Annotated in this window: 29 protein-coding genes and 1 pseudogene; 19 read left to right on the top strand and 11 right to left on the bottom strand. The window is 71.6% G+C overall.

The genetic code is table 11. The features are described 5' to 3' along the window. Nucleotides 1-108 precede the first annotated feature (108 nt). A complete protein-coding gene (locus tag AC0L6F_RS09885) occupies nucleotides 109-306 on the top strand; it encodes an SNARE-associated domain-containing protein (protein WP_259613003.1) in 198 nt (65 codons plus the stop codon). A gap of 1 nt (nucleotide 307) precedes the next feature. Continuing rightward, nucleotides 308-1837, top strand: coding sequence for a hypothetical protein (locus tag AC0L6F_RS09880; protein ID WP_274636378.1), 1530 nt, complete (start codon nucleotides 308-310; stop codon nucleotides 1835-1837). Between the two features lie 3 nt (nucleotides 1838-1840). Here AC0L6F_RS09880 and AC0L6F_RS09875 read toward each other — a convergent pair whose 3' ends face one another. The 3 genes from AC0L6F_RS09875 to AC0L6F_RS09865 all read right to left on the bottom strand — a co-directional run bounded on the left by AC0L6F_RS09875 (nucleotide 1841) and on the right by AC0L6F_RS09865 (nucleotide 4258). After that, the gene (locus AC0L6F_RS09875; RefSeq protein WP_473537747.1) at nucleotides 1841-2803 is read right to left on the bottom strand and encodes a sensor histidine kinase; all 963 of its coding nucleotides are present in this window, start codon (nucleotides 2801-2803) and stop codon (nucleotides 1841-1843) included. Between the two features lie 23 nt (nucleotides 2804-2826). Next, nucleotides 2827-3492, bottom strand: a complete 666-nt coding sequence (locus AC0L6F_RS09870) for a response regulator transcription factor (RefSeq protein WP_274636376.1) — start codon at nucleotides 3490-3492, stop codon at nucleotides 2827-2829. 79 nt (nucleotides 3493-3571) lie between these two features. Further along, nucleotides 3572-4258, bottom strand: a complete 687-nt coding sequence (locus tag AC0L6F_RS09865; RefSeq protein WP_274636375.1) for a phosphatase PAP2 family protein — start codon at nucleotides 4256-4258, stop codon at nucleotides 3572-3574. A 111-nt stretch (nucleotides 4259-4369) separates the two neighbouring features. On the opposite strand from AC0L6F_RS09865, the gene AC0L6F_RS09860 reads away from it, so the two are divergent. The 6 genes from AC0L6F_RS09860 to AC0L6F_RS09835 are packed head-to-tail and all read left to right on the top strand — an operon-like array spanning nucleotide 4370 to nucleotide 9841. Further along, nucleotides 4370-5209 carry a COG4705 family protein gene (locus tag AC0L6F_RS09860; protein ID WP_473537746.1) on the top strand — a complete coding sequence of 280 codons (840 nt, stop codon included), beginning with the start codon at nucleotides 4370-4372 and terminating at the stop codon, nucleotides 5207-5209. 39 nt (nucleotides 5210-5248) lie between these two features. Then, nucleotides 5249-5998 carry an ABC transporter permease gene (locus AC0L6F_RS09855; RefSeq protein ID WP_473537745.1) on the top strand — a complete coding sequence of 250 codons (750 nt, stop codon included), beginning with the start codon at nucleotides 5249-5251 and terminating at the stop codon, nucleotides 5996-5998. A gap of 57 nt (nucleotides 5999-6055) precedes the next feature. Continuing rightward, nucleotides 6056-6472: a Fur family transcriptional regulator gene (locus tag AC0L6F_RS09850; RefSeq protein ID WP_473537744.1), complete on the top strand. Its 417-nt coding sequence runs from the start codon at nucleotides 6056-6058 to the stop codon at nucleotides 6470-6472. A gap of 1 nt (nucleotide 6473) precedes the next feature. Continuing rightward, nucleotides 6474-7526: a permease gene (locus tag AC0L6F_RS09845; RefSeq protein WP_259612997.1), complete on the top strand. Its 1053-nt coding sequence runs from the start codon at nucleotides 6474-6476 to the stop codon at nucleotides 7524-7526. After that, nucleotides 7516-8388, top strand: a complete 873-nt coding sequence (locus AC0L6F_RS09840; RefSeq protein WP_473537743.1) for a TIGR03943 family putative permease subunit — start codon at nucleotides 7516-7518, stop codon at nucleotides 8386-8388. Before AC0L6F_RS09845 ends, AC0L6F_RS09840 begins: the two co-directional genes overlap by 11 nt. Then, entirely contained in the window at nucleotides 8378-9841 is a 1464-nt protein-coding gene (locus AC0L6F_RS09835) for a hypothetical protein (protein WP_473537742.1), read from the top strand. Before AC0L6F_RS09840 ends, AC0L6F_RS09835 begins: the two co-directional genes overlap by 11 nt. A 39-nt stretch (nucleotides 9842-9880) precedes the next feature. Here AC0L6F_RS09835 and AC0L6F_RS09830 read toward each other — a convergent pair whose 3' ends face one another. Further along, nucleotides 9881-10612, bottom strand: coding sequence for a glutamine amidotransferase-related protein (locus AC0L6F_RS09830; RefSeq protein ID WP_473537741.1), 732 nt, complete (start codon nucleotides 10610-10612; stop codon nucleotides 9881-9883). 384 nt (nucleotides 10613-10996) lie between these two features. Here AC0L6F_RS09830 and AC0L6F_RS09825 point away from each other — a divergent pair, with 384 nt between their 5' ends. Further along, nucleotides 10997-11659, top strand: a complete 663-nt coding sequence (locus tag AC0L6F_RS09825; RefSeq protein ID WP_473539988.1) for a DNA-3-methyladenine glycosylase — start codon at nucleotides 10997-10999, stop codon at nucleotides 11657-11659. A 27-nt stretch (nucleotides 11660-11686) separates the two neighbouring features. Here AC0L6F_RS09825 and AC0L6F_RS09820 read toward each other — a convergent pair whose 3' ends face one another. Next, nucleotides 11687-12526: a helix-turn-helix transcriptional regulator gene (locus AC0L6F_RS09820; protein WP_259612995.1), complete on the bottom strand. Its 840-nt coding sequence runs from the start codon at nucleotides 12524-12526 to the stop codon at nucleotides 11687-11689. A 102-nt stretch (nucleotides 12527-12628) separates the two neighbouring features. Here AC0L6F_RS09820 and AC0L6F_RS09815 point away from each other — a divergent pair, with 102 nt between their 5' ends. The 6 genes from AC0L6F_RS09815 (at nucleotide 12629) to AC0L6F_RS09790 (ending at nucleotide 17394) form a co-directional block, all read left to right on the top strand. Beyond that, nucleotides 12629-13390, top strand: coding sequence for an SDR family oxidoreductase (locus AC0L6F_RS09815; protein WP_473537740.1), 762 nt, complete (start codon nucleotides 12629-12631; stop codon nucleotides 13388-13390). A gap of 499 nt (nucleotides 13391-13889) precedes the next feature. Then, complete coding sequence (gene rpmB, locus AC0L6F_RS09810) at nucleotides 13890-14126, top strand: 50S ribosomal protein L28 (protein ID WP_259612994.1); 237 nt, start codon at nucleotides 13890-13892, stop codon at nucleotides 14124-14126. Then, nucleotides 14126-14296 carry a 50S ribosomal protein L33 gene (rpmG, locus tag AC0L6F_RS09805; RefSeq protein ID WP_036301131.1) on the top strand — a complete coding sequence of 57 codons (171 nt, stop codon included), beginning with the start codon at nucleotides 14126-14128 and terminating at the stop codon, nucleotides 14294-14296. Before rpmB ends, rpmG begins: the two co-directional genes overlap by 1 nt. Nucleotides 14297-14300: 4 nt before the next feature. Beyond that, nucleotides 14301-14606 (top strand): 30S ribosomal protein S14, encoded by a 306-nt coding sequence (gene rpsN, locus AC0L6F_RS09800; RefSeq protein ID WP_274636367.1) that lies wholly within the window; start codon nucleotides 14301-14303, stop codon nucleotides 14604-14606. 312 nt (nucleotides 14607-14918) lie between these two features. Further along, the gene (locus AC0L6F_RS09795) at nucleotides 14919-15206 is read left to right on the top strand and encodes an HU family DNA-binding protein (protein WP_473537739.1); all 288 of its coding nucleotides are present in this window, start codon (nucleotides 14919-14921) and stop codon (nucleotides 15204-15206) included. 205 nt (nucleotides 15207-15411) lie between these two features. Next, entirely contained in the window at nucleotides 15412-17394 is a 1983-nt protein-coding gene (locus AC0L6F_RS09790; RefSeq protein WP_274638470.1) for a cytochrome c oxidase assembly protein, read from the top strand. A gap of 39 nt (nucleotides 17395-17433) precedes the next feature. Here AC0L6F_RS09790 and AC0L6F_RS09785 read toward each other — a convergent pair whose 3' ends face one another. Next, a complete protein-coding gene (locus AC0L6F_RS09785; protein WP_473537738.1) occupies nucleotides 17434-18615 on the bottom strand; it encodes a hypothetical protein in 1182 nt (393 codons plus the stop codon). Between the two features lie 84 nt (nucleotides 18616-18699). Between AC0L6F_RS09785 and AC0L6F_RS09780 the strand changes: the two genes are divergently transcribed. Next, nucleotides 18700-20058, top strand: coding sequence for an ATP-dependent DNA helicase (locus AC0L6F_RS09780; RefSeq protein WP_473537736.1), 1359 nt, complete (start codon nucleotides 18700-18702; stop codon nucleotides 20056-20058). 155 nt (nucleotides 20059-20213) lie between these two features. Here AC0L6F_RS09780 and AC0L6F_RS09775 read toward each other — a convergent pair whose 3' ends face one another. Beyond that, nucleotides 20214-20867, bottom strand: coding sequence for a biliverdin-producing heme oxygenase (locus tag AC0L6F_RS09775; protein WP_473537734.1), 654 nt, complete (start codon nucleotides 20865-20867; stop codon nucleotides 20214-20216). 68 nt (nucleotides 20868-20935) lie between these two features. Next, nucleotides 20936-21244, bottom strand: a complete 309-nt coding sequence (locus AC0L6F_RS09770; protein ID WP_259612989.1) for a DUF2470 domain-containing protein — start codon at nucleotides 21242-21244, stop codon at nucleotides 20936-20938. A 161-nt stretch (nucleotides 21245-21405) separates the two neighbouring features. Here AC0L6F_RS09770 and AC0L6F_RS09765 point away from each other — a divergent pair, with 161 nt between their 5' ends. Both AC0L6F_RS09765 and AC0L6F_RS09760 read left to right on the top strand, forming a co-directional pair. Then, a complete protein-coding gene (locus tag AC0L6F_RS09765) occupies nucleotides 21406-22671 on the top strand; it encodes a serine hydrolase domain-containing protein (RefSeq protein WP_473537733.1) in 1266 nt (421 codons plus the stop codon). Between the two features lie 121 nt (nucleotides 22672-22792). Next, nucleotides 22793-23605 (top strand): annotated as a pseudogene (locus AC0L6F_RS09760) (EamA family transporter); the annotation flags it as partial. Nucleotides 23606-23785: 180 nt separating this feature from the next. Here AC0L6F_RS09760 and AC0L6F_RS09755 read toward each other — a convergent pair. The 3 genes from AC0L6F_RS09755 to AC0L6F_RS09745 are packed head-to-tail and all read right to left on the bottom strand — an operon-like array spanning nucleotide 23786 to nucleotide 25580. Beyond that, nucleotides 23786-24538: a hypothetical protein gene (locus AC0L6F_RS09755; RefSeq protein ID WP_473537731.1), complete on the bottom strand. Its 753-nt coding sequence runs from the start codon at nucleotides 24536-24538 to the stop codon at nucleotides 23786-23788. After that, nucleotides 24535-24993: a DUF6114 domain-containing protein gene (locus tag AC0L6F_RS09750; protein ID WP_473537730.1), complete on the bottom strand. Its 459-nt coding sequence runs from the start codon at nucleotides 24991-24993 to the stop codon at nucleotides 24535-24537. The genes AC0L6F_RS09755 and AC0L6F_RS09750 overlap by 4 nt, the downstream gene beginning before the upstream one ends. Then, nucleotides 24984-25580 carry a DUF6230 family protein gene (locus tag AC0L6F_RS09745; RefSeq protein ID WP_259612984.1) on the bottom strand — a complete coding sequence of 199 codons (597 nt, stop codon included), beginning with the start codon at nucleotides 25578-25580 and terminating at the stop codon, nucleotides 24984-24986. Before AC0L6F_RS09745 ends, AC0L6F_RS09750 begins: the two co-directional genes overlap by 10 nt. Nucleotides 25581-25680: 100 nt before the next feature. On the opposite strand from AC0L6F_RS09745, the gene AC0L6F_RS09740 reads away from it, so the two are divergent. Then, nucleotides 25681-26274 (top strand): TetR/AcrR family transcriptional regulator, encoded by a 594-nt coding sequence (locus tag AC0L6F_RS09740; RefSeq protein ID WP_473537728.1) that lies wholly within the window; start codon nucleotides 25681-25683, stop codon nucleotides 26272-26274. Nucleotides 26275-26430 lie beyond the last annotated feature (156 nt).

The following is a 26430-nucleotide window of genomic DNA, read 5'->3' as shown; positions in this document are numbered from 1 at the left end:
GCCGTCCGCCCCGCACCCGTCCCTTGTGGCACGGCCGATGCGCAGAGCCTGCGCGGCCACGACGGCCGTCTGAGACCTTCCTTAGTCGGCCGCGCGCACGCTCACCCCATGGTGGTCAGCGCGTTCCTCGCGTCATCCGGATCGCCCGCTCTCGTCGCCGGCGGGGCGGTGATCACCGGTGCCGGGGGCGGCTTCCTGATCGGACGCCGGCACGGGCGTCGATGGTTCCGTCCCGATGTGCGCATCCTGAAGTCCGCGTACCTCGATGAGACAGACGCGTTCTTCCCGCGGCGGGGGACGCCGTGACATGACGACTCTCGACCTCGAGGGGCGGATCCACAGCCCCACGGATCCCCCATCCCGGCGGCGGCTGCGCCTGGCTGCGGTATCCCTGGGCGCCGTGGCCGCGGCGCTCGCCATGACCGGCTCGTGGATCCCCTCGCTGTGGGGCGACGAGGCGGCCAGCGTCCTGTCTGCGACACGGCCGGTCGGAAGCCTGCTCGCGATGGTCATGCACGTCGACGTCGTGCATGCGGCCTACTACCTCGGCCTGCACGACTGGGTCGCGCTATTCGGCGCCGGCCCGTTCTCGGTGCGGTTTCCCTCCGCGCTCGCCGCGGGGATGTGCGCGGCCGCCGTCACCTGGATGTGCGGGCGCGTGGGCACCGTCCGCTTCGGCGTCCTGGCCGGCGTCCTCGTCGCGGTCCTGCCACGGCTCACCTATGCGGGCGAAGAAGCCCGTTCCTATGCGTGGGACGCGGCTCTGGCCGCGATCCTGTGCGCCATCGTCGTCGAGCTGCTGCTCGGCCGGGGGCCCTCCCGGCCGTGGTGGATCGCCTACACCGTGGTGCTCACGGTCGGCGTCTACGCGTTCCTCTACTTCGCGTTGCTCACCCTTGCCGTCGGCGCGGCGATCGCGATGACGCCCGAACTGCGGCCGCAACGGCGTCGCTGGCTGATCGCATCGGCCACTGCATCCGCCCTGGCGCTGCCCCTGCTCGCCGTCGCGGCGACCCAGACGGCGCAGATCGGGTATCTGCGCGGGACGGATGTCGCGGGCCCGACCGCCGTGTTCATCCAGATGTGGTTCGCCACACCGCTGTTCGCGGCGATCGCCTGGGCCCTGATCGGTATCGCGACGCTTGGCGTGGTCGGCGATGCCGCGCGGCACATCGGTGACGGATCACCGGTGCGCGCGCTGGATGTGCTGGCCGTGTGCTGGCTGGTGATCCCGGTGGGGATCCTGGTCGCGGCGAGTCCGGTCGCGCCCGGATTCACCGCGCGGTATGGCACCTACGCCGCCCCCGCGGCCGCGGTGCTGATGGCGTCCGGCATCCGCCGGCTCGCGCGACTGCGATTCGGCCGGCGGCTCGCTCCGATCGCCCTGCTCGCGGTCATCGCGGCGGCAGTCCCGGTGTGGGCCTCGCAACGTACGCCGTTCGCGAAGAACCAGTCGGACTGGAACCAGATCGCCCAGGTGATCCGCACGCACGCGCGCGTCGGCGACGCGATCGTGTTCGACGATGGCACCCGCCCATCTCGCCGGCCGCGGCTGGCGATGGACACCGACCCGACATCCTTCGCAACCGTCCGCGATGTCACGCTGGCCTCGCCGTACCCCGACGATCCGACGTGGTATGACACCACGATGTCGGTGGATGCTGCGGCCCGCCACGGCCGGTTCCACGACGTGCAGCGGGTGTGGGTGGTCGAATACCGGGTCGGTCGGGCGGTGGACACCTGGGGCGTGGACGAGCTGCGTCGCCTCGGATACCGCGAGCGTGAGCGCGTCGTCGATCACCGCAGCGTCGTCGCCCTCTACACGTCTGCCGACTGACTGTCAGCGGCGCCTGGCCCGCGGCAGCCCGATCGTGATCGTCGTCCCGTCGGCCGAGGTCTCGGTCACCTCGACCCAGCCGCCGAACCGTCCGGCGGTGTCCTGCACCAGCGACAGCCCGATCCCGAAACCGCCGGCGCCCGGCTCGGCGGCGCGCGCGAACCGATCGAACACGCGCTCGACGGGGATGCCGCGGATGCCGGGACCATGGTCGCGGACGGCGATCCGCACCTGCGCGCGGTCCGCACGCACCGCGACCTCGACGGCGTCTCCGGCGGCGGAGTTCTTCACGGCGTTGTCGATCACCGCGACCAGGGCGCGGTGCAGGCTCGTCTCGGGGACCCGCACCCAGACGTCCGGGGCGACGTCGCCCGCGGTCACGTGCACGCCCCTGTCCTGGCCGAGCATCCGCATCGACGACACCGCCGTCTGCACGATCGGTGCGAGCGCCACGGGCTGCTGGTGCCCGGACGAGGCGACGTCGACCGAGTCGAGCAGGTCCGAGACCACGGCGATCAGCGAGCGGGAGTCCGCGCGCAGCTCGGCGACGATGCCCCGCTGCGGATCGTCGGGCGGCAGAGAGCGCTCGAGCACCTGCAGCCGCGCGTCGAGGACGGCCAGCGGCGTGCGCAGCTCGTGCGAGGCGTCGGCGACGAAGCGGCGCTGCCGGGCCAGCGCATCCACGAGCGGCGCGACGGCGCGGCGGGTGACGATCAGACTGAGGGTGCAGGCCAGCACGATGGCGAGCAGCCCGATGACGACGATCCCGGCCAGCGCGTCCAGCCCCCCGACATCGATCGACTCCTCGTGGTGCCGTCGGTCCAGCAGCTCGGCCAGGGGGATCTGCCCCAGCACGATCGAGGACGCCGCCACCAGCACTGCGATCACCAGCACGGTCGCGGCGACGGTCATCCACGCCCCGACCGTCCACGCCGTCCGGCGGACCAGCCGGGCATCGGCATCCAATCGCCGCCGCCTCGCGCGGCCCGTCACATCATCCCCAGTCGATAGCCGCGCCCGCGCACGGTCGTGATGATGTCGCGATCGGTCTTGCGCCGCAGGTAGTGCACATACGTGTCGACCGTGCCGGGCGTGTCGGTCGCATCGAAGACCGCCTCGAGGATCTCGCCCCGGCTGAACGTCCTGCGGGGGTGCAGGGCGAGCAGTCGCAGCAGCGCGCTCTCGCGATCGGTGAGGATGCTGCGGCCCTCGTACGGCGAGTAGACGGCGCGCGACTCGGGGTAGAACTCCCACGGGCCGATGCGGACGAACGGCCCCTCGCCGTCGTCGGTCCGTCGGATCGCCCGCAGCCGGGCGAACAGCTCGTCGAAGTCGAACGGCTTGACGAGGTAGTCGTCGGCGCCGGCGTCCAGGCCGCTCACCTTGTCGTGCACCGTGCCCAGCGCCGTGAGGATCAGGGCGGGGGTGCGCACCCCCTCGCGGCGCAGGCGAGCGATGATCTCGAGGCCGTCCAGCCCGGGGAGCCGGCGATCGATCACGAAGACGGCGAACATGCCGTCCACCGCGGCGGCCAGCGCATCCGCGCCATCCGGGATCAGGACGACGTCATACACCTCGTCGAGCACCCGGGCCATCAGGGGGCCGAGCTGCGGGTCGTCCTCGGCGAGCAGCAGGCGCGGCCGGTCGCCGGTCATCGTGCGGATCCCATCCGGTCGTCCTCCCCGAGCGCGGCTGCGGCCCCTGTGAGAAAGATACGTCCGTCCCGGGCGTGCGTCACGGCGCGTCGGCCGGCAGGTGCGTCGGAAGACCGTCGTCGGCGAGCAGGCGGATGCGTCCGGCCACCCGGTCTGCGGCCACGGCGAGCACCGGCACGAGGATCATCGAGGCGATCACATCGGTCGGATAGTGCGCGCCGAGGTAGATGCGCGACCAGCCGGTCAGAAGCACGACCACCGCGGCGATCGCCACCGCGACCGCGCGGGCACGCCCGGTTGCCAGCAGCAGGATCACCGCGCAGCCGAGGGCGGCCGCGAACGCCGTATGCCCGCTGGGGAAGCTGTAGGTCAGCGGCGTTGTGGCCGCCTGGCCGAGGAGTGCCGGGTCGGGCCGGGGTCGCCGCACGATGTCCTTGATCGCCTCGGCGACCGCCCAGGGCACCGCGATCACGATCGCCGTGCGGGCCGTGAGCCGCCAGGATCGGGTGCGCAGATACGCCACCGCCAGCACGATCAGGACGACCAGGATCGCCCCGGCCGGCCCGAAGCCGATGCCGATCGCCCCGGCGACGAGCTCGAGCCCGGCACCGCCCACGGACTGCACGGCACGGATCGCCTGGTCCTCGGCGACCGACCAGTCGGGGTGCCCGACGATCGCGAATCCGGCGCCGATGACCACGGCGAGAACAGCGCCGGCGAGGATCAGGGGCGCGACGAGCGCGGGGCGGGGTGAGCTGGTGTGCATGCACAGAACACTGGACGCCTCGCTCTGAGAATCGGCTGAGACGCGCCGCGGCCATCGCGCGCGGACGCTCTCTGGGTGATTTCTTAGCGTGCGGCATCCACTCTCTTCCGCGTGAGCGCACAGATCCCCGCGGCCCGACCGGTGAGCCGAGTGGCCGCTCCGTCGGTGATGTTCTGGGTCACGAAGGGCGCCTCGACGGCGCTGGGCGAGGCGCTGTCGGACTTCTCGATCCACGTGATGCCTCCGGTGGTCGCGGTGCTGCTCGGATTCGCGCTGTTCGCCGCCGCCCTCGCGCTGCAGCTGACCCGGCGGCGCTTCATCGCGGGCGTCTACTGGCTCGCGGTGGCGATGGTCGGCGTGTTCGGGACGATGGCGGCGGATGTCGTGCACGTCGTGCTCGGGGCGCCCTACGCGGTCTCGACCGCCGTGTACGCCCTGCTGCTGGCACTGGTCTTCGTCGGCTGGCGGCTGATCGAGCGCACCCTGGACGTGCACGAGATCACCACCGCGCGCCGCGAGCTGTTCTACTGGGCGGCCGTCGTGGGCACCTTCGCGCTGGGCACCGCGCTGGGCGACTTCACCGCGGTCGGACTGGGGCTGGGATATCTGCCGTCGATCGCCCTGTTCGCGCTGCTGATCCTCGTCCCGGCGCTCGGGTATCGCGTGCTGCGCTGGAACGCCGTGTTCGCGTTCTGGTTCGCGTACGTGCTGACCCGGCCGCTGGGGGCGTCGGTCGCCGACTGGCTGGGCAAGCCCGTCGCCGACGGCGGCGTCGGCCTGGGCGCCGGCTGGGTGTCGCTCGGGTTCGCGGTGACGATGGTGGCCCTTGTGCTGGCGACTGTGCTGGCCACGGGGCGCGTTCACGCGTCGGTCGATCGGCGCTCGGGGATGCCGAGGGCCGCCGCGGCGCCCGCCCCCGCGCCTGCCCCACCCGGAGCCGACGAGCTCTGACCGGCGGTGCGCGTCGACTCCGAGTCCTAGGCTCGCGGTGTGAGCATCCCGACCGACATCCTGCCGACCCTCGTCGGCGTCGCGGTGCTGGCGGCGGTCACGACCGGCGTGCTGCTGCTGTTCCGGGTGCCCGCGGCGTGGACGCCGCTGCTGGCCATCCTGCGCGGCGCCGTGCAGCTGGCCGTGATCAGCGTCATCCTCAGCGGGATCATCACCCAGCCGGGCTGGATCGCCGTCGCCCTGTGCGTGATGTTCGCCATCGCCGCGTCGGTCGCGACCGGTCGGATCGGCTGGTCATGGCGGTCGACGACCATGATGACCGGCTCGATGGGCGCCGGCATCCTGCTCGCGGCGGTCATCGTGTTCAGCACCGAAGCGCTGGAGTTCACCCCGCGCTACGCCCTGGCCATCGGCGCGATCGTGATCGGCAACGCGATGACCATCGCCACGCTCACCGGCCGGATGCTGACGACGGCCGTCATCGACCACTGGGACGAGGTGGAGGGCTGGCTGGCCCTGGGCGCCACCCCGCGCCAGTCGACGATCGGGCTGGCGCGGCGTGCGGTGCGCGGCGCGCTGATCCCGACGATCGACCAGACCAGGACGACGGGGCTCGTCGTGCTGCCGGGGGCGTTCGTGGGGGCGATCTTCGGCGGCATCTCGCCGCTGGAGGCCGGCCGGTTCCAGCTCGTCGTGCTCGCGGCGATCATGACGGCGGGGTCGCTGACGGCGGTGCTGGTCGCGACCTGGATGGGGAGGATCACCGTCAAGCCCGTCCCGCTGCGGTGAGGGATGCCGGAGGCCGACGCCCAGCCTCATCTCGGGGAGCCCGCCTAGACTCGGAGCATGGCCCAGCGGAACACCTGGCAGCGCGAACGCGTGCGCGAGGCGCTCACCGACGCCCCCGGATTCGTGAGCGCGCAGACGCTGCACGCGACCCTGCGCGACGAGAACACCGGCATCGGCCTGGCCACCGTGTACCGCGCGCTGTCCGACATGGCCTCGGCCGGCGACGCCGACTCGCTGCAGAGCCCCGAGGGCGAGAGCCTGTACCGCGCCTGCACCAGCCCGGGCCACCACCACCACCTCATCTGCCGATCGTGCGGGCTGACCGTCGAGATCGCCGCGACCGACGTCGAGGACTGGGCGCGACGCACGGCCGCCGGCCATGGGTTCACCGAGGCCGAGCACGTCGTGGACATCTTCGGCCTGTGCGCCGACTGTGCGGCACGACGCGACGCTGCAGGCAGGAGCACGAGCTGACGTGACGCGGACCCCGGCCGCGGCATCCGTCGCCCGCCCGAAGCCCACCGATCGCCTCCGGCCGCCTCGCCGGCCGGCGCCCCGGCGCGCCCTCCTGCTCGGGATCGGCGTCGCCGCGATCGCCGTGCTGTTCGCGCTGGACGCGTTCGCGCCGCAGCTGATGCCCGGGGTCCCGACCCGCGCGCAGGACGGGCTGACCCTCGCGATCAGCGTGCTGATCGAGTCGCTGCCGTTCGTCGTGCTGGGCGTGCTGCTCTCGATCGTCGTGCAGGTGTGGATCCCGCCGGGGATGATCGAGCGGTGGATGCCGCGGCGCGCGTGGGCCCGGCGGGCCGTGCTGTCTCTGCTGGGCATGGTGATCCCGGTGTGCGAGTGCGGCAACGTCCCGTTCGCCCGCGGCCTGCTCATGCGCGGGTTCACGGTGCCCGAGACGCTCACGTTCCTGATGGCCGCGCCGATCGTGAACCCGATCGTGATCATCACGACCCACCAGGCGTTCGGCTTCAGCGACGGCATCCTCGTCGCGCGGCTCGTCGGCGGTTATCTGATCGCCAACCTGATCGGATGGATCTACAGCCGGCATCCCGACCCGGACGCCCTGCTGACCGAGCGGTTCCGCGACACGTGCGAGCTGGTCACGCACGAGCCCGGCGACCGGTGGCGGCGCAGCCTCGCCCAGTTCGTCGTCGAGCTGCGCGCGGTGATGCCGGCGCTGATCATCGGATCGGCCGTGGCCGGTGCCGTGCAGGTGCTCGTGCCGCGCGACGCGCTGCTGGCGATCGGATCGAACCCGGTGTTCTCGATCGTGGCGATGATCATGCTGGCCATGATCGTGTCGATCTGCTCGAACGTCGACTCGTTCTTCGCGCTGTCGTTCGCCTCCACGTTCACGCCGGGGTCGATCGTGGCGTTCCTGCTGGTGGGGCCGCTGGTGGACGTGAAGATGATGGCCCTGCTGCGGACCACGTTCACCACCCGGGTGCTGATCGGGATGGTGGTCACCGTGGTGCTGGCGGCGTTCGCCATCGGGGTGGGGGTGAACCTTGTCGCGTAGCGCCTCGCTCTGGAACCGCTGGCTCGGCGTGGGGCTCGCCTCGTGCCTGGCGGTGGTGACCCTCGGGCTCGCGCTGACCGGCCGCCTGGCCCTGTACATCAACCCGTCGTCGAACTGGTTCGCGATCCCGATGGCGGTGCTGGTGCTGGTCGGGGCGGCGTTGAGCTTCCTGCTGCCGCCCGGCGCCGAGGAGGACCACGGCCACGACCACGGCGACGTCGCGCACGCCCCTCCCGCCCCCGCGCCCGCGGCCGCCGCTGGTCCGCGAAATCGTACGATTTGGCCGAGTGCACATCAAACCGGGCCGAGTTTCATGTTCAGTGGGCCAGATCGTACGATTTCGCGGCAGGGGGTGGGGCGGAGCGCAGGGGCGGTGGTCGCCGCCACCGGGGGCGTCGCCGCGACCGGCGTCATCCTGTCGATCCTGCTGCTGCCGCCCGCGTCGCTGTCGGCCGAGATCGCGCAGAGCCGCGACGTCGGCGCGGCGCCGCTGTTCGCGGGCGCGGATGTCGTGAGCCTGGCCACCCACGGAGACACGGCCAAGTTCGGGGTCGGCGACTGGGCCAGCGTGTTCGCGACCGCCACGAACCCCGACGCGTTCGAGGGCGACGCGGTCACCCTGACCGGATTCGCGACGCCGGCCGACGGGGGCGGCTTCGCGCTGACCCGCCTGATCATCACCCACTGCGTGATCGACGCGCAGCCGGCCAGCGTCCCGGTGGTCGGATCCGGCGCCGCACCGAAGACCGGCGCGTGGATCGAGGTCACCGGCACCGTCCGCTCGAGCGGGTCCGGCGCGCTGCAGATCGCGGCGACCGGCGTGAAGCCGATCCCCGAGCCCCAGGATCCGTATGAGTACTGACGCCGGAACCCGGCGCGCGGCCTCCCGCCGGCGTCGAGGACGGGCGTTCGCCGGCACGTTCGCGGCCGTCCTGGGTGCGCTCGCCGTCCTCGGACTGGTCGGGGCCGCCGTCGGCGGTGCGCAGGGACCGCGGCCCACGGCGGTGCACGTGGATCCGGATGCCGCGGCCACGGCATCCGGTGCGCGCCTGATCGTGACGATGAACCAGTCGCTGCACAAGATCAGGGCCGCACAGGTCACGGTGACCCCGGCTGCCGAGTTCACCGTCGACACCGCCGGCCGCGACCTGGGCATCCGCTTCACCCTCCCGCTGCACGACGACACCGAGTACACGGTGCGCGTCGCCGGCGTGACCGGGCTCGGCGGCGGCCCGTCCACCACCGTGACCGAGACGTTCCGCACGCCGGGGCTGCAGACGTACCTGCTGCAGCGCGGCAGACACGGCGACCGGATCCTGCGCACCGATCTGCACGGCGCCGACCCGGTGCCGGTGTTCAGCGGCGATCACATCGAGGACTTCCGCGCCACGACCGGGCACCTGGTCATCTCCACGCTCGATGCCAAAGGCAACACGGCGCTCGTCGTGACCGACCTGCAGGGCAAGGGCGAGCGCACCCTCCCGCTGCCCGGACCCGGCACCATCTCGCAGCTGCAGAGCGCCGACCGCGGCGAGCTCGTCGGGTACACGTTCTCGGATGCCGCACTCGGCACCGCCGGCGCCCGCGAGAACCGGCTGTTCATCGCCTCGGTCAAGGATGCCGCCGCCGACACCGCCCCCACCGAGGTCGCCGTCAGCGGCACCGAGAAGCGGGTCGCCGACTGGCGCTTCGTGCCCGACAGCGACAGCATCCTGGTCCTCACCTACGACGGGCGGATGCTGCTGAGCAGCGCCGACGGACAGGATGCCGCGGACCTCGGCACCGGGATGGCGATCGACGGCATCGCCCGGGGATCGTCCGTCGCCGTCGTCGAGCGGGCCGACGGGATGGTCACCGTCGACCTCACCGACGGCACCCAGAACACGCTCACCAAGGCCAGCCTCGACGGACGCGACGTGCCCGGCCGGATGGGGGTCGTCACCCCGATCCCCGGCGCAGACGGCGGGTCGATCCGCCCCTACACGGTGCTGGACGTGGCCGGCGGCACCGGCGCCGGCCAGGGCGTTCCGGAGGGGACGCGGGTATACCGGGTCGCGGGCGACGGGGCCGCGGCATCCGTCTTCGACATGCCCCCGACGGATGCCCTGTTGCAGACCTGCGTGTCGCCGAGCGGCCAGTACGCGGCCATCACCGTCGCGCCCGATGCGGTCTCGAACAGCTACGACCAGTACTGGATGCCGATGCCGACCCGGGTGGTCACGCACGTGATCGCGCTGGCCGACGGCAGCGCCGTGCACACCTTCACCGGCTTCGACCTGTCCTGGTGTCAGGTGCCTCCGCCGCCGTCCCAGTGACGGGCGTGCTGGATGGTGCGGCGTCGCACGCCGCGGAGGTCAGGAAGCGCCGAACCGCTCCGTGAACGCCCGCAGCATCCGACCCGGCTCGGTGACCGGCGTGGCGAGCACCCGCTGCGCGATCGCGTCGTACTCGGCGGCGTCGAAGTATCCGCCGTCGCGGTACAGCGCCATCCGCTCGGTGAACGGCACCGGCGTCGACTCGGGATGGAACTGCGTCGCATACAGGCGATCGCCCACCCGGTACGCCTGCGCCGGGCAGGCCTCGTTCGTGGCGAGCAGGGTCGCACCGGCCGGGGCGGCGCCGGCGCCCTCCTTGTGGGCGGACAGCGCGTGGAACGGCGAGGCGAGGCCGCCCGTGATCGGGTCGTCGTGACCGGCTGGGGTCAGCACGACGGTGGCCGGTCCGGTCGGCTCGGGATGCTGCCGGGTCACCTTGCCGCCCAGCATCCGGGTGACGACCCCGATGCCGTAGCAGGTGAACAGTGCCGCGGTGCGCGCGTCGGCCGCTCGAGCCGCGATCGCCTCGAGTTCGGATTCGACGCGGCGCTGCACGTCGGACTTGTCGCGCTCCGGGTCGGTCAGGTTGAACGGGCTGCCGCCGACGAGGAACCCGCGCCACCGCTCGAACGCATCCGCCGGCAGCGGCGCGCGAGTGAGGTCGTGCTGCTGCAGCTCGTCCAGGCCCAGACCGGCCGTCTCGCGGAAGGACGCGTATTCGGCGACGCCCGCCTCGTGCTGCGGGCGCACGCACAGGTAGACGAGCGGCATGCGGCGAGTCTACGGCGGGGTGCGTGCGGGGCCGGGCGGTCCCGCGAGCCCGCGGCGGTCGGCGCCCCGCGCCGGTCGGCGCCCCGCGCCCGTTCCCGACTTGTCAGAACTGGCGGGAATCATCGCGACCATACCGACCACTTTTGACGAGTCACGCACGGGCGAGTGGTCGGGGGAGGGCCGGGCGGTCCCGCGCTCCGGCGTATCGTGGAGCGCGGGCGCCCCGCCCCGACCGCCATGACTGACACCGCACCCGAGACCGTGCCCCCGGCATCCGCCCGCTCGGCATCCGACAACCGAGCCGTGCCCCCCGCATCCGCCGACCGAGCCGTGCCCCCCGCATCCATCGACCGAGCCGTGCCCCCGGCATCCGCCCGCTCCGCCATGCATCCGGCCGCGCGCGCCGAGCTGTCCGGCCTGCCGCTCGAGGTCGCCCCGCGCCTGCTCGGCGGCGTGCTCACGGTGACGATGGATGCCGAGACCGTCGCCGCGCGGATCACCGAGGTCGAGGCGTATCACGGCAAGGGCACCGGACCGGTGCCGGATCCGGGATCGCACGCGCGCATGGGGTACACCCGCCGCAACGCCACGATGTGGGGAGAACCCGGTCACCTGTACGTGTACCTGAGCCACGGCATCCACTCCTGCGCCAACGTGGTGTGCGGCCCGGAGGGCGAGGCCGGCGGGATCCTGCTGCGCGCCGGCGAGATCGTCGAGGGGCTCGAGGTCGCGCGGCGACGCCGGCCGGCTGCCCGCACCGATCGCGAGCTCGCCCGCGGGCCCGGACGATTCGGCGACGCGATGGGACTGCGGCACGCGCTGCACGACGGCATCGACGTGGTCGAGTCCGCGCCGTTCGGCGACGCTGTGGCGCGGCTCGAGCTGCGGGACGAGCCGCTGGCATCCGTGGCATCCGGTCCCCGCGTCGGCATCGCCGGGATCGCCGGGACGGATGCCTTCCCCTGGCGGTTCTGGATTGCCGGCGACCGCACCGTCTCACCGTTCCGCTGGGGGCGGGGAGCCGCCGAGGCCGCGGCATCCCGCTGACGCCTGCGCGCGGGAGGACCCGCCGCCTCAGCCGCCGAAGCGCTGCGTGCCGAGCACGGAGAGCAGCTCGAGCTTCTCGGCCGCCTCGCTGTGCGGCGCGGCGGTGAGCACGAGCAGCGCCTGCGACTGGTCTTCGGTGAACAGGACCTGGCAGTCCAGCTCGATCGGGCCCAGCTCGGGATGGATGAGCGTCTTGTGGTCTTCGAAGCGCGCCGCCACCTCGTGCCGGTCCCACAGCTCGGCGAATTCGGGGCTGACCTCCTGCAGGGCGCGGACGAGCTCTCCGGCGCGCGAACGCCGGCCCATCGCGCCGTACGCGACCCGCAGGTTCGCGACCAGGGCCCGCGCCAGCCGGGGGTGGTCGTCTTCGGGGTAGACGGCGCGCGAGGTCGGCTCGGTGAACCAGCGGTAGACGTCGCTGCGTGAGGGGCCGGTGCGTGCCGTCGTGTCGCCGAACAGCGACGTCGCCATCCGGTTCGCCACCAGGGTCTCGCCGAGGTTCGAGAGGATCAGCGCCGGCGTGTCCTCGAGCCGGTCGAGCACGCGCAGCAGCGGCGGCGCGACATGCGGGAGGGAGCGGCGCCGGCCCGGCGCCGAATGTCCCGCCGTGCGGAAGAGATAGTCGCGCTCGTCATCGGTGAGGCGCAGAGCGCGGGCGAGAGCGGCGAGCATCTGCTCGCTCGGCTGGGGACCGCGACGCTGCTCGAGGCGGGTGTAGTAGTCGGCCGACATCCCGGTCAGGGCTGCGACCTCCTCACGCCGCAGCCCCGGCGCCCGCCGTCGAGCGCCCGCGGGAAGCCCGACATCGGCGGGTTGCAGCGACGCCCGGCGGCGGCGGAGGAAGTCGGCGAGTGCGACGCGGTCCATCCCCCCATTGTGCGGCGTGCACGCCGCGGGAACCAGGGATCGCGAGTCCCCCGATCCGCAGGTCTCTTACCGCGTGAACGGATGCCGCGGATTCTGGATCGCATGGACATCACAGGAAACACCGTCTTCATCCCCGGCGCGACCCGCGGCATCGGTCTCGCCCTCGCGACCCGCCTGCAGGCGGCCGGCAACACCGTCATCATCGGCGGACGCAGCGCCGAACTGCTCGCCCGGCTGCAGACCCAGTACGGATTCGACACGGTGCGCATCGACACCGCCGACGCCGCCAGCATCCGCGGTGCGGCCGCCGAGGTGATCGCCGCGCACCCCGACGTGAACGTGCTGATCGCGATGGCCGGCATCATGCGCATCGAGGACTGGCACGGCGACGGCTTCCTCTCCGACGCCGAGCAGATGGTCACGACCAACCTGCTCGGTCCGATCCGCCTGATCGCGGCGTTCGTCGAGCAGCTGCGCACCCGCCCGGACGCGACGATCGTCACCGTCTCGAGCGGGCTGGCGCACACCCCGCTGCGCGTGACGCCGAGCTACAACGCGACGAAGGCCGCCGTCCACCAGCTGTCGGAGTCGATCCGTCTGCAGCTCGCCGACACGAGCGTGAAGGTGCTCGAACTCGTCCCGCCCGCGGTGGCGACCGAGCTGCTCCCTGGGCAGGACCAGAGTCCGTTCGCGATGCCGCTGGACGCGTTCGCCGACGAGACGATGGCGCTCATCTCCGCGCAGCCGGACGCCCACGAGATCCTCGTCGAGAACGTGAAGCTGCTGCGCTTCGGCGAGGTGCGCGGCGACTACGCACAGACCGTCGCGACGCTGAACCGGCTCGACCCGCACGCGGCGGCCTGATGGCCGAGACAGCAGAAATTCCCCGGTCAGGTGGCAGGAAGTGACTTCCTCGTGAAAGTCGGCTATGGTCGGCGGGACTACCCGCCAGCTGTGAAAGGGGACGCGAGTATCACCATGGCTGACAAGCAGAATGCGAAGAAGGCACCGCAGGCCACGCTGAAGGAGAAGCGTGCGCAGAAGCGGGAGAAGGCCGACGAGGGCATCGTCAAGACGCGCAAGCGCTGACATGAGCGGCGGATGCCCCGGCCTGCCGGCCCGGGCATCCGCCGCTTCTCCACCCCGTGTCTCGGACGGATGCCGTCTCTCGCCGTTCGGCTCGGCAGTGATCGGGCGCCGGTTCTCCCCGTGCTAAACTGACTCCTTGTCTGCGCGCACTCCTGCGCGCAGTTCGCACCCTCCCCATTCTCGCCGGTCGGAAACGACGGGTTCGTGGAGTGGGTGCAGACAAGGGATCTTGGGTGAGGCCGTCCGGTCTCACGGTACAGAGGGAGACATCACCATGGCTGCAGTGTGCCAGGTGACCGGCGCGGTTCCCGGCTTCGGTCACAGCATCTCGCACTCGCACCGTCGGACGAAGCGCCGCTTCGACCCGAACGTGCAGAAGAAGACCTACTTCGTGCCGTCGCTCGGCCGGAAGATCACCATCAACGTGTCCGCCAAGGGCATCAAGGTGATCGACGCCCGTGGCATCGAGTCGGTCGTACAGGACCTGATCGCGAAGGGTGTGAAGCTCTGATGGCCAAGAAGTCGCAGGACGTCCGTCCGATCATCAAGCTGCGCTCGACCGCCGGCACGGGGTACACCTACGTGACGCGCAAGAACCGCCGCAACAACCCCGACCGCATCGTGCTGAAGAAGTACGACCCGGTAGTGCGCAAGCACGTCGAATTCCGAGAGGAGCGCTGATCCTATGGCGAAGAAGAGCAAGATCGCGCGCAACAACCAGCGCGCCGAGGTCGTGGCCCGCTACGCCGAGAAGCGCGCTCAGCTGAAGAAGCAGCTCGTGGACCCGAACGCGTCCGACGAGGAGCGCGAAGCCGCTCGCGTCGGCCTGCAGAAGCTGCCGCGCAACGCGTCGCCGGTGCGCCTGCGCAGCCGCGACGTCATCGATGGGCGCCCCCGCGGCAACCTGTCGAAGTTCGGCATCTCGCGCGTGCGCTTCCGCGACATGGCGCACCGGGGCGAGCTGCCCGGCGTGACCAAGTCCAGCTGGTAGACCACGCTTTCGACGAAGGCCGGAGCCCCTCGGGCTCCGGCCTTCTCGCGTCTGTGCCGGTCGGCGCCCGCCCGCACCGGCGTACCAGGCCCCTCGCCGACCCGGCGGCGGGAGGATGCCGGAGTCACACCAGTCACACCAGTCACGCCCGGCGCGCGACACGCCGGGAAAGATCACGCAGGACCAGCGGAAATCCGCGTGATTCCGCGGTTTCTTGGTACATTCGACGCGGTTGAAAGACCAGCCGGGGGGCAGCTGCTTCTTCGGTTCCGTTTAGAACGACGGCGGTCCGCCGTCTGGAGGACACACCATATGGCTGACAAGTCCATCACCAAGACCGAACTCGTTGCGAGCATCGCCAGCGCGACCGGCCAGAGCCAGTCCGTCGTTTCGAGCGTGCTCGACTCCCTCTTCTCCACGGTCTCCGAGGCCGTCGCCAAGGGCAGCAAGGTCTCGATCCCCGGATGGATCGCGTTCGAGCAGGTCGCCACCGCGGCCCGCACCGGCCGCAACCCGCAGACCGGCGCCGAGATCAAGATCCCGGCAGGCAAGCGCGTCAAGGTGACCGCTGGCTCCAAGCTCAAGGCCACCGTCAAGTAGGACGGTCGCTCGAGAGGGGGATGCCGCAGCCGCGGCATCCCCCTCTCGCATTCGATCGCGACCCACGCGCCGCCCGCGCACATCGGCCTCACCGGCGGGGCGGGGCAGCCCCGATCCCGCTTAGGCTTGAGGGGTGAACCCCACCCTCACTCCACGCGGCGCCGTCGCGCCGCGCGGAGTCCCGGGGAGCGCGGGCCCGGCCCGCCTGCTGCGGGCGCTCGGACCGGCGCTACTGGTCGCGGCCGCCCTGCTCACGGCGATCTGGGCACTCGCGTACGGCGGCGGCGCCGCGCCGCTGCAGCTGGGCGATCCCGGGCCGTTCGTGCGGTGGAGCCTCCCACTGGTCACGATGGTCGTGAACCTGTCGGCCGCCGGTCTGTGCGGCACGCTCGTGCTCGCGCTGTTCGCCCTCCGCGCCGGCGAGAAGCCGTTCGAGATCGCGCTGAACACGGCATCCGTCTCGGCCGCCGTGTTCACGATCGCCGCCGGCCTCACCGGCTTCCTCACGTTCGTGCTCACCTTCAACGCGACCGTCGGGCTGGACAACACGTTCGGCTCGCAGCTGGGCAGCTGGCTGGTGGGCACCGAGTCCGGCCGCACGTGGCTGCTGACCACCCTCGCCGGGGCGGTGCTCACCGTGCTGACCTTCGCCGTGCGCGGCTGGACGATGACGCTGATCACCGCCGGGCTCGCGCTGGCCGCACTGGTGCCGATGGGCACGCAGGGCCACTCCGGCGACCTCGCCTCGCACAACATCGCGGTCACCTCGCTGGTCATGCACATGATCGGCGCCGCGGTCTGGGTCGGCGGCCTCGTGCTGCTGGTGCTGATCCGGCCGGTCATGGATCACGACCGCATGGTCGACGTCGTCTCGCGCTACTCGTCGATCGCGCTCGTCGCGTTCGTGGTGGTCGCCGTCTCGGGCGTCGGCCGCGCGATCGTCGGGGTGGGCAGCTGGGCCGGGCTGAACTCCGGGTACGGCACGATCCTGATCGTCAAGGTCGCCGCCCTCGTGCTGCTCGGCCTGTTCGGCGCCGTCTACCGGACCCGCCTGATCACCGCGATGCGCACGGATGCCGCATCCCGCCGCCGGTTCTGGAGCTTCGTCGTCGGCGAGCTGATCATCATGGGCGTGGCCAGCGGCGCCGCCGTGGCGCTGTCGCGGACGCCGCCGCCGACGGGGGCCGAGGTGCCGCTGTCGCAGACGCCGGCCGAGATCCTCACCGGCGCCCCGCTGCCGCCGATGCTGACCATGGCCCGCTGGTTCACCCAATGGGACATCGACCTGCTCTGGGCGGTCGTGTGCGGCTTCGGCATCTTCTTCTATCTCGCCGGCGTGCGTCGCCTGCGCCGGCGCGGCGACAAGTGGCCGGTGTACCGCACGGTGTTCTGGATCCTCGGGCTGCTGCTGCTGTTCTGGGTCACCTGCGGGCCGATCAACGCGTACCAGGACTACCTGTTCAGCGTGCACATGGTCGGGCACATGCTGCTGAACATGGCCATTCCGGTGCTGCTGGTCCCGGGGGCGCCGGTCACCCTGGCGATGCGCGCCATCGCCAAGCGGCAGGACGAGACCCGCGGCGCCCGGGAATGGATCCTCTGGGCCGTGCACACCCCGTTCGCGCGCGTGGTCACCAACCCGATCGTGGCGGCCGTGATCTTCGGTGCGTCGCTGTGGGTCTTCTACTTCACCGACCTGTTCCGCTGGGCGATGTACGACCATCTCGGGCACGAGTGGATGATCGTCCACTTCCTCATCGCCGGGTACCTCTTCATCCAGTCGCTGATCGGCATCGACCCGGTGCCGTACCGGCTGCCGTGGGCGATGCGGCTGGTGGTGCTCATCCTCGTGATGGCCACGCACGCGTTCTTCGGCATCACGATCATGATGCAGTCCGGACTGATGGTGGCCGAGTGGTTCGGCTCGATGGGCCGCACCTGGGGTGCCACCCCGATGATGGACCAGTACGTGGGCGGCGGCGCCGCGTGGTCGATCGGAGAGATCCCCACCCTCATCCTCGCGATCGTGGTCGGCATCCAATGGAGCCAGAGCGATGCCCGCGCCGAGCGCCGGGCCGATCGCAACGCCGACCGCACCGGCGATGCCGAGCTGGTCGAGTACAACGCCCGGCTCGCGGCGCTGGCCGAACGCGACGCCCGCGAGAGTGAGGGTACGGCGCGGCTGTAGCCGGTGCGTGCGGGCGGATGCGGCATCCACCCGCGCATGTCAGTCGCTGTCCGGCGCGCTCACCCGGATCGAGGCGGTCCCGCTCGGGGAGATGTCGATGGTCCCGACCATCGTGAACCGCACGTCCTCGTCGATGTGGGTCAGCGAGCCGTCGTAGATCGAGCGGATGTCGACCACGATGTGCGCGACGCCGTCGGTGGGCGGGATGGCCCAGCCCTCGCCGTCCGGGATCACGTCGATCTTCGGCGGCTGATCCATCGACCACTCCGGCGAGCCGTCGATGCGGTTCTGCACCACGTAGCCGAACGGGCATCCGGTCGGCTGCAGCACCTGCTGGGTCGCGCACTGGGTGAGGAAGTCGTCGACCCGGTCCTGCACGACCTGCACGAACTTCGACGTCGGCTCGGACTGCACCGTGACCGGCACGTTCTTCAGCGGGGAATCCGAGAGCACCGCCACCCCGGACGAGGACGAGATGGCCGTGTCCACCCGCACCGAGTAGATCCCGGGCGAGAACACGAGCAGCGGCACGGCATCCGCCGGGGCGGCCTCGGTGCCGGCGGGCGAGACCTGCCGCTTGTCGATGGCGAAGCCGTTGACCAGGAACGACATCGATCCGTGCACGGTCAGGTCGATCACCGCGAGCGGGCTGCGGGAGAACCTCCAGGTCGGCACGATGCCGATGCTCCCGGCGCGCTCGAGGTCGAACGTCGTGGTGCCCACGTACCCGCCGGCACGGTACGAGACGGTGACGTGCGAGCCGGCCGCGTCGGTCTGCTCGGAATCCACCCGGACGTCGGTCAGCGGGGCCAGCGCCGCCTGCCGCAGCAGCGCGTCGGAGGCGTCGTCGGCAAGCCCGGCCGCCTTCAGCTCGGACCGGTCGACGGCGACGCCCGGCACGCGAAGCGCATCGGCCGCGTGCCCGGTCGACAGCAGCGACAGATAGTGCTCGACGAACGCCGACGGGCTATACAGGGTGCGGTAGGCGGCGAAGCCGGCCACTCCGAGGCCGCCCAGCAGCAGGGCGGTGATCAGCACGATGACAGTCAGATCCCGCCCCAGATGGGTGCGACGGGGTGGGATGTCGGCGTCTGCGGCGGTCGCATCGACGAACGTGGTCTCGGCCGGGGCGGGTGTCTCCGTCACGGGAGAGGCCGACGGGGCCGAGGCATCCGCAACGGACGGCGCCGGGGCCGTCGCGTCCTTCGCCTGCTGCTCCACGCACCCAGTCTAGGAAAGGGCATCCGGGATTCCCCTGTGGAATGTCGCAGATCGACGCACGCCGACCCGCCTACGATGGACAGGGTGAGCACGCCCGCCCTGTCCGCCGAGCAGGAGGAGCTGTATCGGCTCATCGAGGACACCCGGGAGCACGTGTTCGTGACCGGCCGCGCCGGGACCGGCAAGTCCACCCTTCTGAACCACCTCGCCCGGCACACCGAGAAGCAGATCGCCGTGTGCGCGCCCACCGGGGTGGCGGCGCTGAACGTCGAGGGGCAGACCATCCACTCTCTGTTCAAGCTGCCGATCGGGCTGATCGGCAGCAAGGACGAACCGCAGACCGACGCCACCCGCAAGCTGCTGAACGCCATCGACACGCTGGTCATCGACGAGATCTCGATGGTGAACGCCGACGTGATGGATGCCGTGGACCGCGCGCTGCGGACCGCCCGCGGCCGGCGCAGCGAGCCGTTCGGCGGCGCGCAGGTGGTCATGTTCGGCGACCCGTACCAGCTGGCGCCGGTGCCGCCGCGAGGCGACGAGGCGCGGTACATCGCCGACCACTACCGGTCGTTCTGGTTCTTCGACGCGCACGTGTGGGCCGGCTCGGCGGCGGATGCGGACGGCCTGCTGGATGTCGGGACGTACGGCGCCGAACTGCGCATCCGCGAGCTGCGCGACATCCATCGGCAGTCCGATCCGGCCTTCAAGGCGATGCTCAACGCCGTGCGGCACGGGCGGGTGACCGCCGACATCGCGCAGATGCTCAACGACACCGGCGCACGCAGACCGCCCGAGCCGGTCGACGGCGAGACCCCGATCATCACGCTGGCCACCCGCAACGACCGGGTGAGCGCGATCAACAAGCGGCATCTGGACGCGCTGCCCGGTCGGGCGCAGAACGCGGTCGCAGAGGTCAACGGCGACTTCGGGCGCGGCGACGCCTACCCGGCCGACGTCGACCTGGAGCTGAAGGTGGGCGCGCAGGTGATGTTCCTGCGCAACGACACCGGGTCGTTCGGCGAGCCGCCGCGGTGGGTGAACGGCACGATCGGGACGGTCACGCGGATCGCCGGCGGCACCGTGCGGGTGGACGTCGACGGCGAGGAGCACGACGTGGAGCCGGCGGTGTGGGAGAAGTTCCGCTATGCGTACGAGCCGTCGACCAAGGCGCTGACCCGTGAGATCGTGGCGGAGTTCACCCAGTTTCCGCTGCGGCTGGCGTGGGCGGTGACCATCCACAAGTCCCAGGGCAAGACGTACGACCGTGCGGTGATCGACCTCGGGTCGGGGGCGTTCGCGCCCGGCCAGACGTATGTCGCGCTGTCGCGGCTGACCGCGCTGGACGGGCTGTACCTGACGCGGCCGCTGCGGCCCCGCGACATCCAGGTCGATCCCGACGTGCAGCGGTTCATGGCCGGCGTGCGCGCGCCCGCGCCCTGACCGGCTCGCGCCGCTTCGTCCCCCGTACTCCGCGCCCGGGGACCCCGCCCCTCTTCTGCCCGAGATCGTACGATTTGGCCGAGACCACATCAAACCTGGCCGAGTTTGATGTGCACTCGGCCAAATCGTACGATCTCGACGCGGAGGGAGGCGGGTCAGGCCACGCGCTCGGGGCGGCGGCGGTCGAGATCCTCGAACAGCTCGGTGTTGCAGCGGTACGCCAGCAGCACCTCGTCGATCACGCGCTCCTTCTCGACCTCGTCCCAGGGGGCGGCATCCAGCTGCTCGCGGTACACGGTCTTGAACTGGGCCGGGTCGGCGATCCCGTCGAACAGGTAGAACCCGATCCCGTTCGTCTCGAACCCGAACTGCCGCTGCATCACCTTGCCGATGTACAGCCCGCCGGACAGGTCGCCCAGGTACCGCGTGTAGTGGTGCGCGACGTACCCGCCCGCCCACACCGTGCCCACCTGCGTGATCCGCTCGACGTAGCGCACGGTCGCCGGCAGCGGCTCGATCCGCTCGCGCCAATCCGCGCCGATCAGGAACTCGAGGTCGGCCTCCAGCGCGGGCAGCCGGGTCAGATGGTCGCTGATGAACGGAGCCGCGACCGGGTCGTGCCGCATCCGCTCGGTCGCGGCCTCCAGCGCCGCATAGATGAACCAGTGCTGGGCGACGAGGTTGACGTAGTCGTCCCGCGTCCCGCGCCCGCGCAGCAGGTCGGCCATGAATCCGGCGTGCTCGCTGCCGCTGTGGGCGCCGCTGGAGCGCTCGCGCAGCGTGGTGGAGAAGGGGATCGGCTCACTCATACCTTCACCCTAGCTCAAGGTAAGGCGTGCCTAACCAAGAAAACGGCATGAGGATGCCGTGACCGTCCTCAGTGCTCGCTGCGGGCGTCCACGCCCAGCCGTCGGCACGCCTCCTGGTAGACCGCCACGACCGCGCGGCGCACGGCCGGCCGCTCGCTGATCGCTCCGCCCGGCCAGGGCACGCGCACCGTCGCCGTCGCACCGTCCGCCGCCGTCGCCTCCCACGTGCCGGCGTCGCCGTCCACCCCGGTCATCCGGCCCGCGGTCGCATCCGGCGCGCCGAAGGCGCGGACGATGAGGAGATTGTCATCAGCGTGATCGCCGTTCATGTGACCGAGGACGCCGGCCACGGCATCCGGTTCGAAGATGTGCGCCATCCCTCCACCATACGGATGCGCCCCCTCGATGCCCGCCCCCGGTGCCCGGGACGCACCGCCGGCGGCCGGTCACGCCCGCCGGTTCCGCAGGGAGCGTGTGTTTGAATGCATATGCACAGTCATCGGGGGTGAGAATGCCGGTCCGCTCAGGAATCAGGCGCGTGATCGCGTCGGCCGCCGCCGTGCTGGCGATCACCCTGGTGGCCGCGGCCTGCTCGGCCGGACACGCCGACCCGGGCGCGGGGACCCTCGCTCCGGACAAGAACCTCCCTTCGGACACGCAGGATCAGCTCACGGGCGCGGTCGACGATGCGATGGCGGCGACCGGCGCCTCGGGTGCCGTCGTGGGCGTCTGGGTGCCGTGGAGCGGGTCGTGGGTGGCCGGTCTCGGCACAGTCGAGCCGGGCGGCAAGACCGCGGTGACGCCGGAGATGACGTTCCGGGCGGGCCAGCTGACCCGCCCGATGATCTGCGACGTCCTCTATGCGCTCGCCGACGAGAACGTCGTCGCGGTGGATGACAGCATCACGAAGTACGTCGGCGGGATGCCGCGGTTCGCTGATGTCACGCTGGAGAGCCTGTGCGACGGGACCAGCGGCATCGGCTCGTACAACGCCCTGCTGAAGAGCCAGTCGCTGGGCAACCCCGACCGCGTATGGGACCCGCGCGAGCTGGTCGGCTACGGCATCGGGCAGGTCGGCGGCGAGGTCCGCACCGGCGTGACGTACCGGGACTCGGATGCCGGATACGTGCTGCTGGGCCTCGCCCTGGAGCGGGCGAGCGGCAAGAGCGCGGCGGAGCTGCTCCGCGAGCACGTGTTCGACCCGCTCGGCATGCACAGCACGGCACTGCCGGACCCGGCCGCGGCCGCCCCGGTGGTCGGCTCGTCGACCGCGCTGCCCGGCTACTACCTCGGCAAGACGTCGAAGAGCGGCGCGTATGTCTGCGACAAGCAGACCGACATCACCGAGCAGTCGGCCAGCTTCGGCTTCACCGATGCCGGTGTCGTCTCCGACATCAGCGACCTCGGCAGCTACGCGCGCGCGCTGGCCCGGGGGACGCTGGTGGCCGACAAGAGCCGCTTCGCCGACGCGCTGCCGGTCACCGCGAGCTCGCCCTCCTGGTTCACCACGGCCGGCGGCGCCGTCCAGGCCGGGCCCATGGTCGGGCAGTACGGCTCGACGGCAGGGTATCTGACTGCGGCGTTCTCGGACCCGAAGAGCGGGCTGACGGTCGCGGTCGTGCTGAACAACTCGACCGCCGGGCGCGGTCCGATCGTCGACCTGGCGCGCGAACTGGCCGCGATCGCGTCGAAGGCGCCCGCCACCGGCGACCGCGAAGCACCTGCGCTGGGACTGCCCTGGTCGGCCGACCAGTTCCACAGCACGATCGCCAAGGCGGCCGTGTGCCCCGTCCCCCGGTCGTGACCGGAGGTCTCCGCCTCCGTACACGTCGGGATGCGGCACCGGCGGCGGGTGAGCGGTGAACCGGCCGGGGAGGGCGGGCGCGATCTCGGCCGTCGGCCTCGTCGTCGTCGGCGAGATCTGCATGGATGTCGGGGCCGCGATCGCCGTCCTCCTGTTCCACCGGGTGGGGCCGGTGGGGATGGTGATGATGCGGCTGGTGTTCTCGGCCCTCGTCTTGCTGGCGATCGCCCGGCCGCGGCTGCGCGGTCACCGGCGGGACGCATGGCTGGCCGTGCTCGGCTACGGCACCGTTCTGGCGACGATGAACACCCTGTTCTACCTGGCGTTGGAGCGGCTGCCGCTGGGCGTCACGGTCACGATCGAGGTGCTCGGGCCTCTCGCCCTGTCGATCATCGCCAGCCGGCGCGCCTCGGCCTGGCTGTGGGCAGGGCTGGCGCTGGCCGGCGTGGTGTGCCTGGGCGGCGGCGGATGGGACCACCTCGACCCGCTCGGGGTCGTGTTCGCGCTGGGCGCCGCCGCCAGCTGGGCGGGGTACATCCTGGCTGCGGCGCGGGTCGGCCGCGAGTTCCCCCGGCTGGATGGCCTGGCCATCGCCATGTCGATCGGCGCGCTGCTGTCACTGCCGTTCGGCATCATCGACGGCGGCGCGGTGCTGCTGCGCCCCGAGATCCTCGGGCTGGGCGCCGCCGTGGCGCTGCTGTCGAGCACGATCCCCTACGCCCTGGAGCTGATCGCGCTGCGGCGCCTGCCCGCCTCGGCGTTCGCGATCCTGATGAGCCTGGCCCCGGCCACGGCCGCCCTCGCCGGTCTCGTCCTGCTCGGTCAGGCCTTGACCCCGCTCGAGCTGGCCGGCATCGTGCTGGTGGTCGCCGCGGGTGTAGGGGCGGTGCGCGCGGGCGTCGCCGCGTCGCAGCAGCGCGCCGAGCGGACCGGTCCGATCCAGACGCTGCCGGCCCCGGCCGGGCCGCTGTCGGCCGCGGATGCGGTGATCGCCGATCCGACCGGCCCGCTCGCCGGATTCAACGGTCCGCTGACCGGTCCGATCGAGACGCTGCCGCTGCGAGACGACCCGGAAGAGCCGTTCGCCGAGCCGCGGGCATAGCCGCGGCATCCGTCATTCGCTGAGGCGCTGGTCGGTGTTCGAGTAGCTGATCTGATCGGCGCGCGCGCCCACCAGGCCGAGCGTGACGCGCACCAGGGACGGCGCGATGCCGTCCTTCGGCGGCGGGGTGTCGGCCCCGAGCGTGTACGAATGCCCGTCCGCGGTGGTCGCGGTGAGCGAGTTCACGTACACGGCGACGTCGCCACGCAGCGTCATCCGGTCGGCGGTGGTCGCCAGCGTCGGACCCGTCTCGGCCCGGACGGTGAGCGCGAATCCGTCGATCGTGATGCTGTCGGCCCGCAGTCGGAGCGCCGCGACCCGCGACCCGTCGGCCAGCCGCACCTTCACCGCGGCGATGCCCTGGAGCCCCGAGAACGAGAGGGAGGATGCCCCGAGCTGGGCGGGCGGCTGGGTGAACACCATGCTGTCATCGGCGGGCAGCAGGCTCGGGTCGGTGGTCTTCGGGGTGCTCCCGCCCGGGTCGTCGGGCGCGGCCGGGGTGCCCTTGTCCGGCTCGCCGGGGTCGGTTCCCGCCGCCGGCGGGGCGTCGGAGGCGTGCGGCGACGGCGAGTCCGTGGGCGTCGGGGTCGGGGTCGGCGAGGCCGAGGGCTTCGGGCACGGCAGCAGGATCGGGATGCACAGCTGCGCCGAGGCGGGTGCGGCCGCCACCACCGACTGGCCGACCAGGAGGCATCCGATCGCGGCCGCCGCGCCGACGGCAAGCCGCAGCCGAGGCCGCCGAGCGCGTCCGCCCCCGCGCGTCACGGGCGATCCTGCAGGTCGTCGGCGCCCGCATCGGCCGCACCCGCTGTGCCCGCATCGGCCGCGCGCGGCTTCGGCATCCACGCCACGATCAAGATGCCGCCGATGCAGCCGAGCAGCATCCCCAGGACGAACCCGCCGAGGTTCACCCCGATCAGCGAGTAGACGGCGACCGCCAGGGCGAGCACGCCGTAGAACACGTGGTGTGCAGGCATCGCGACCGCGAGGGCGCCGAGCAGGATCAGGACGAGCGGGATCACCGTCGCCTGGAACCCCTCGATGCCCAACTGTACGTGCAGGTGCCCGATGTCCAGCTGGCTGGACAGGAACATCTCGGCGCCGGCGAGCACGGTGAGGATGCCGCCGATCAGCGGCCGCCGCCGGCTCCAGCTCCGGAGTCCTCCGCGATCCGCGGGGACCGCGGCATCCCGTCGCCGCATCGACGCGGTCAGAAGCATCCCTTCGATCCGTCCGTCAGCTTCATGGTCATTCCGGTGAGGGTGAACACGGATGCCTGGGTGCTCCAGGCCGTCTGCTGCAGGTTCTTGATCGTGACGGTGTCGGCGTCCTGCGCGAAGTCGCCGGCCGAGCCCTTGGCCTTGGTGTTCACGGTCGAGGCGTCCACGCCGATGCGGATGTGGCCGAACGACGAGTCGCCCTTCAGCCCCGTCATCCCGATCTGCAGGTCGGATGCCGTGGCCGGCTTGTCTCCGCCGCCCGCGGTGATCAGCACCCCGACCTTGCCCAGTGGGGTGTCGGTGACCACGGACTGGCACAGGTCGTGCAGCGTCGCGGACTTGATGTTGGCGATGGCGACGGCGTGGCTCTTGCCGGCGGTGTCCTCGGCCACGCCCGCGTACTGCGAGAAGCCGGTGCCCTCCAGCGAGGACGCGCCGATCTGGAACTGGCTGCCCGAGACGGCGAACGAGACGGGAACCGCCCCCTGCGCGACGCCGGCGGTCACGAGCGTGACCGCGGCGGCGACGGGGATCGCCGTGAGGACCAGCCGCCCGGCATGTGAGCGTGCGAACGTGCGGAACTTCATCGGCTCTCCCTCGTCGTCGGCGCGACCGCGGTGTCGCTCCGGGACGAGCCTAGACACTATTGACTGTCGGTCAATAGTGATCGCGGATTAGGCTTCTTTCATGTCCGCCGACCGTCGGATGCGGCTGACTCCCGATCAGCGCCGCTCCCAGCTCGTCGCGCTCGGCGTGAACTTCCTCGCCGACCGCCCCCTCGACGACCTCACCATGGAGGTTCTGTCCGAGCTCGCCGGCGTCTCGCGCGCCCTCGTCTTCCACTATTTCGGATCGCGTCAGGGGCTGCACCGCGAGGTGGTGATCACCGCGCGCGACAGCCTGCTGCAGGCATCCGCCCCCCGTGCCGAGCTGCCCCCGGCCGAGCGCTTCCGCGACACGCTGCAGCGCATCGTGGGGTTCGTGCGCGAGCATCGCGGCACGTTCTACTCGCTGGTGCGGGGCGTGGCCAGCGGCGATGCCGAGGTGCGTGCGGTGATCGACGAGTCGCGGGCCGAGAACGCGCAGCGCCTGCTGGACGTGCTCCTCGAGCAGGGCACCGAGGACTCGCCGCTGCTGCGGGTGGCGGTGCGCTCCTGGGTGGGGTTCGCCGAGGAGGTGCTGGTCGAGCTCGCGGTGGACGCCGACCGGCCCGCCGACGAGATCGTGGACTTCCTCGAGCGCGCGGCGCGTGGCGTCGTGGCCGCCGTCGTCCGCCACTGACCGTCCCGATCCGCGAGGCTGATCTCGGTCTCGCCGATCCGCGAGGGTGCGACCAATAGCACCTTCCCCGGTTCGAAGGGCCGACGGGCCCGCGAGCGCACTACCATTGCCGTGATGCAAATATTGCGGAAATGCACGTGTGTCGAGAAGGCGCTC

The organism is Microbacterium sp. G2-16M, assembly GCF_055809115.1.
This window is presented reverse-complemented; position numbering and strand designations above follow the sequence as displayed.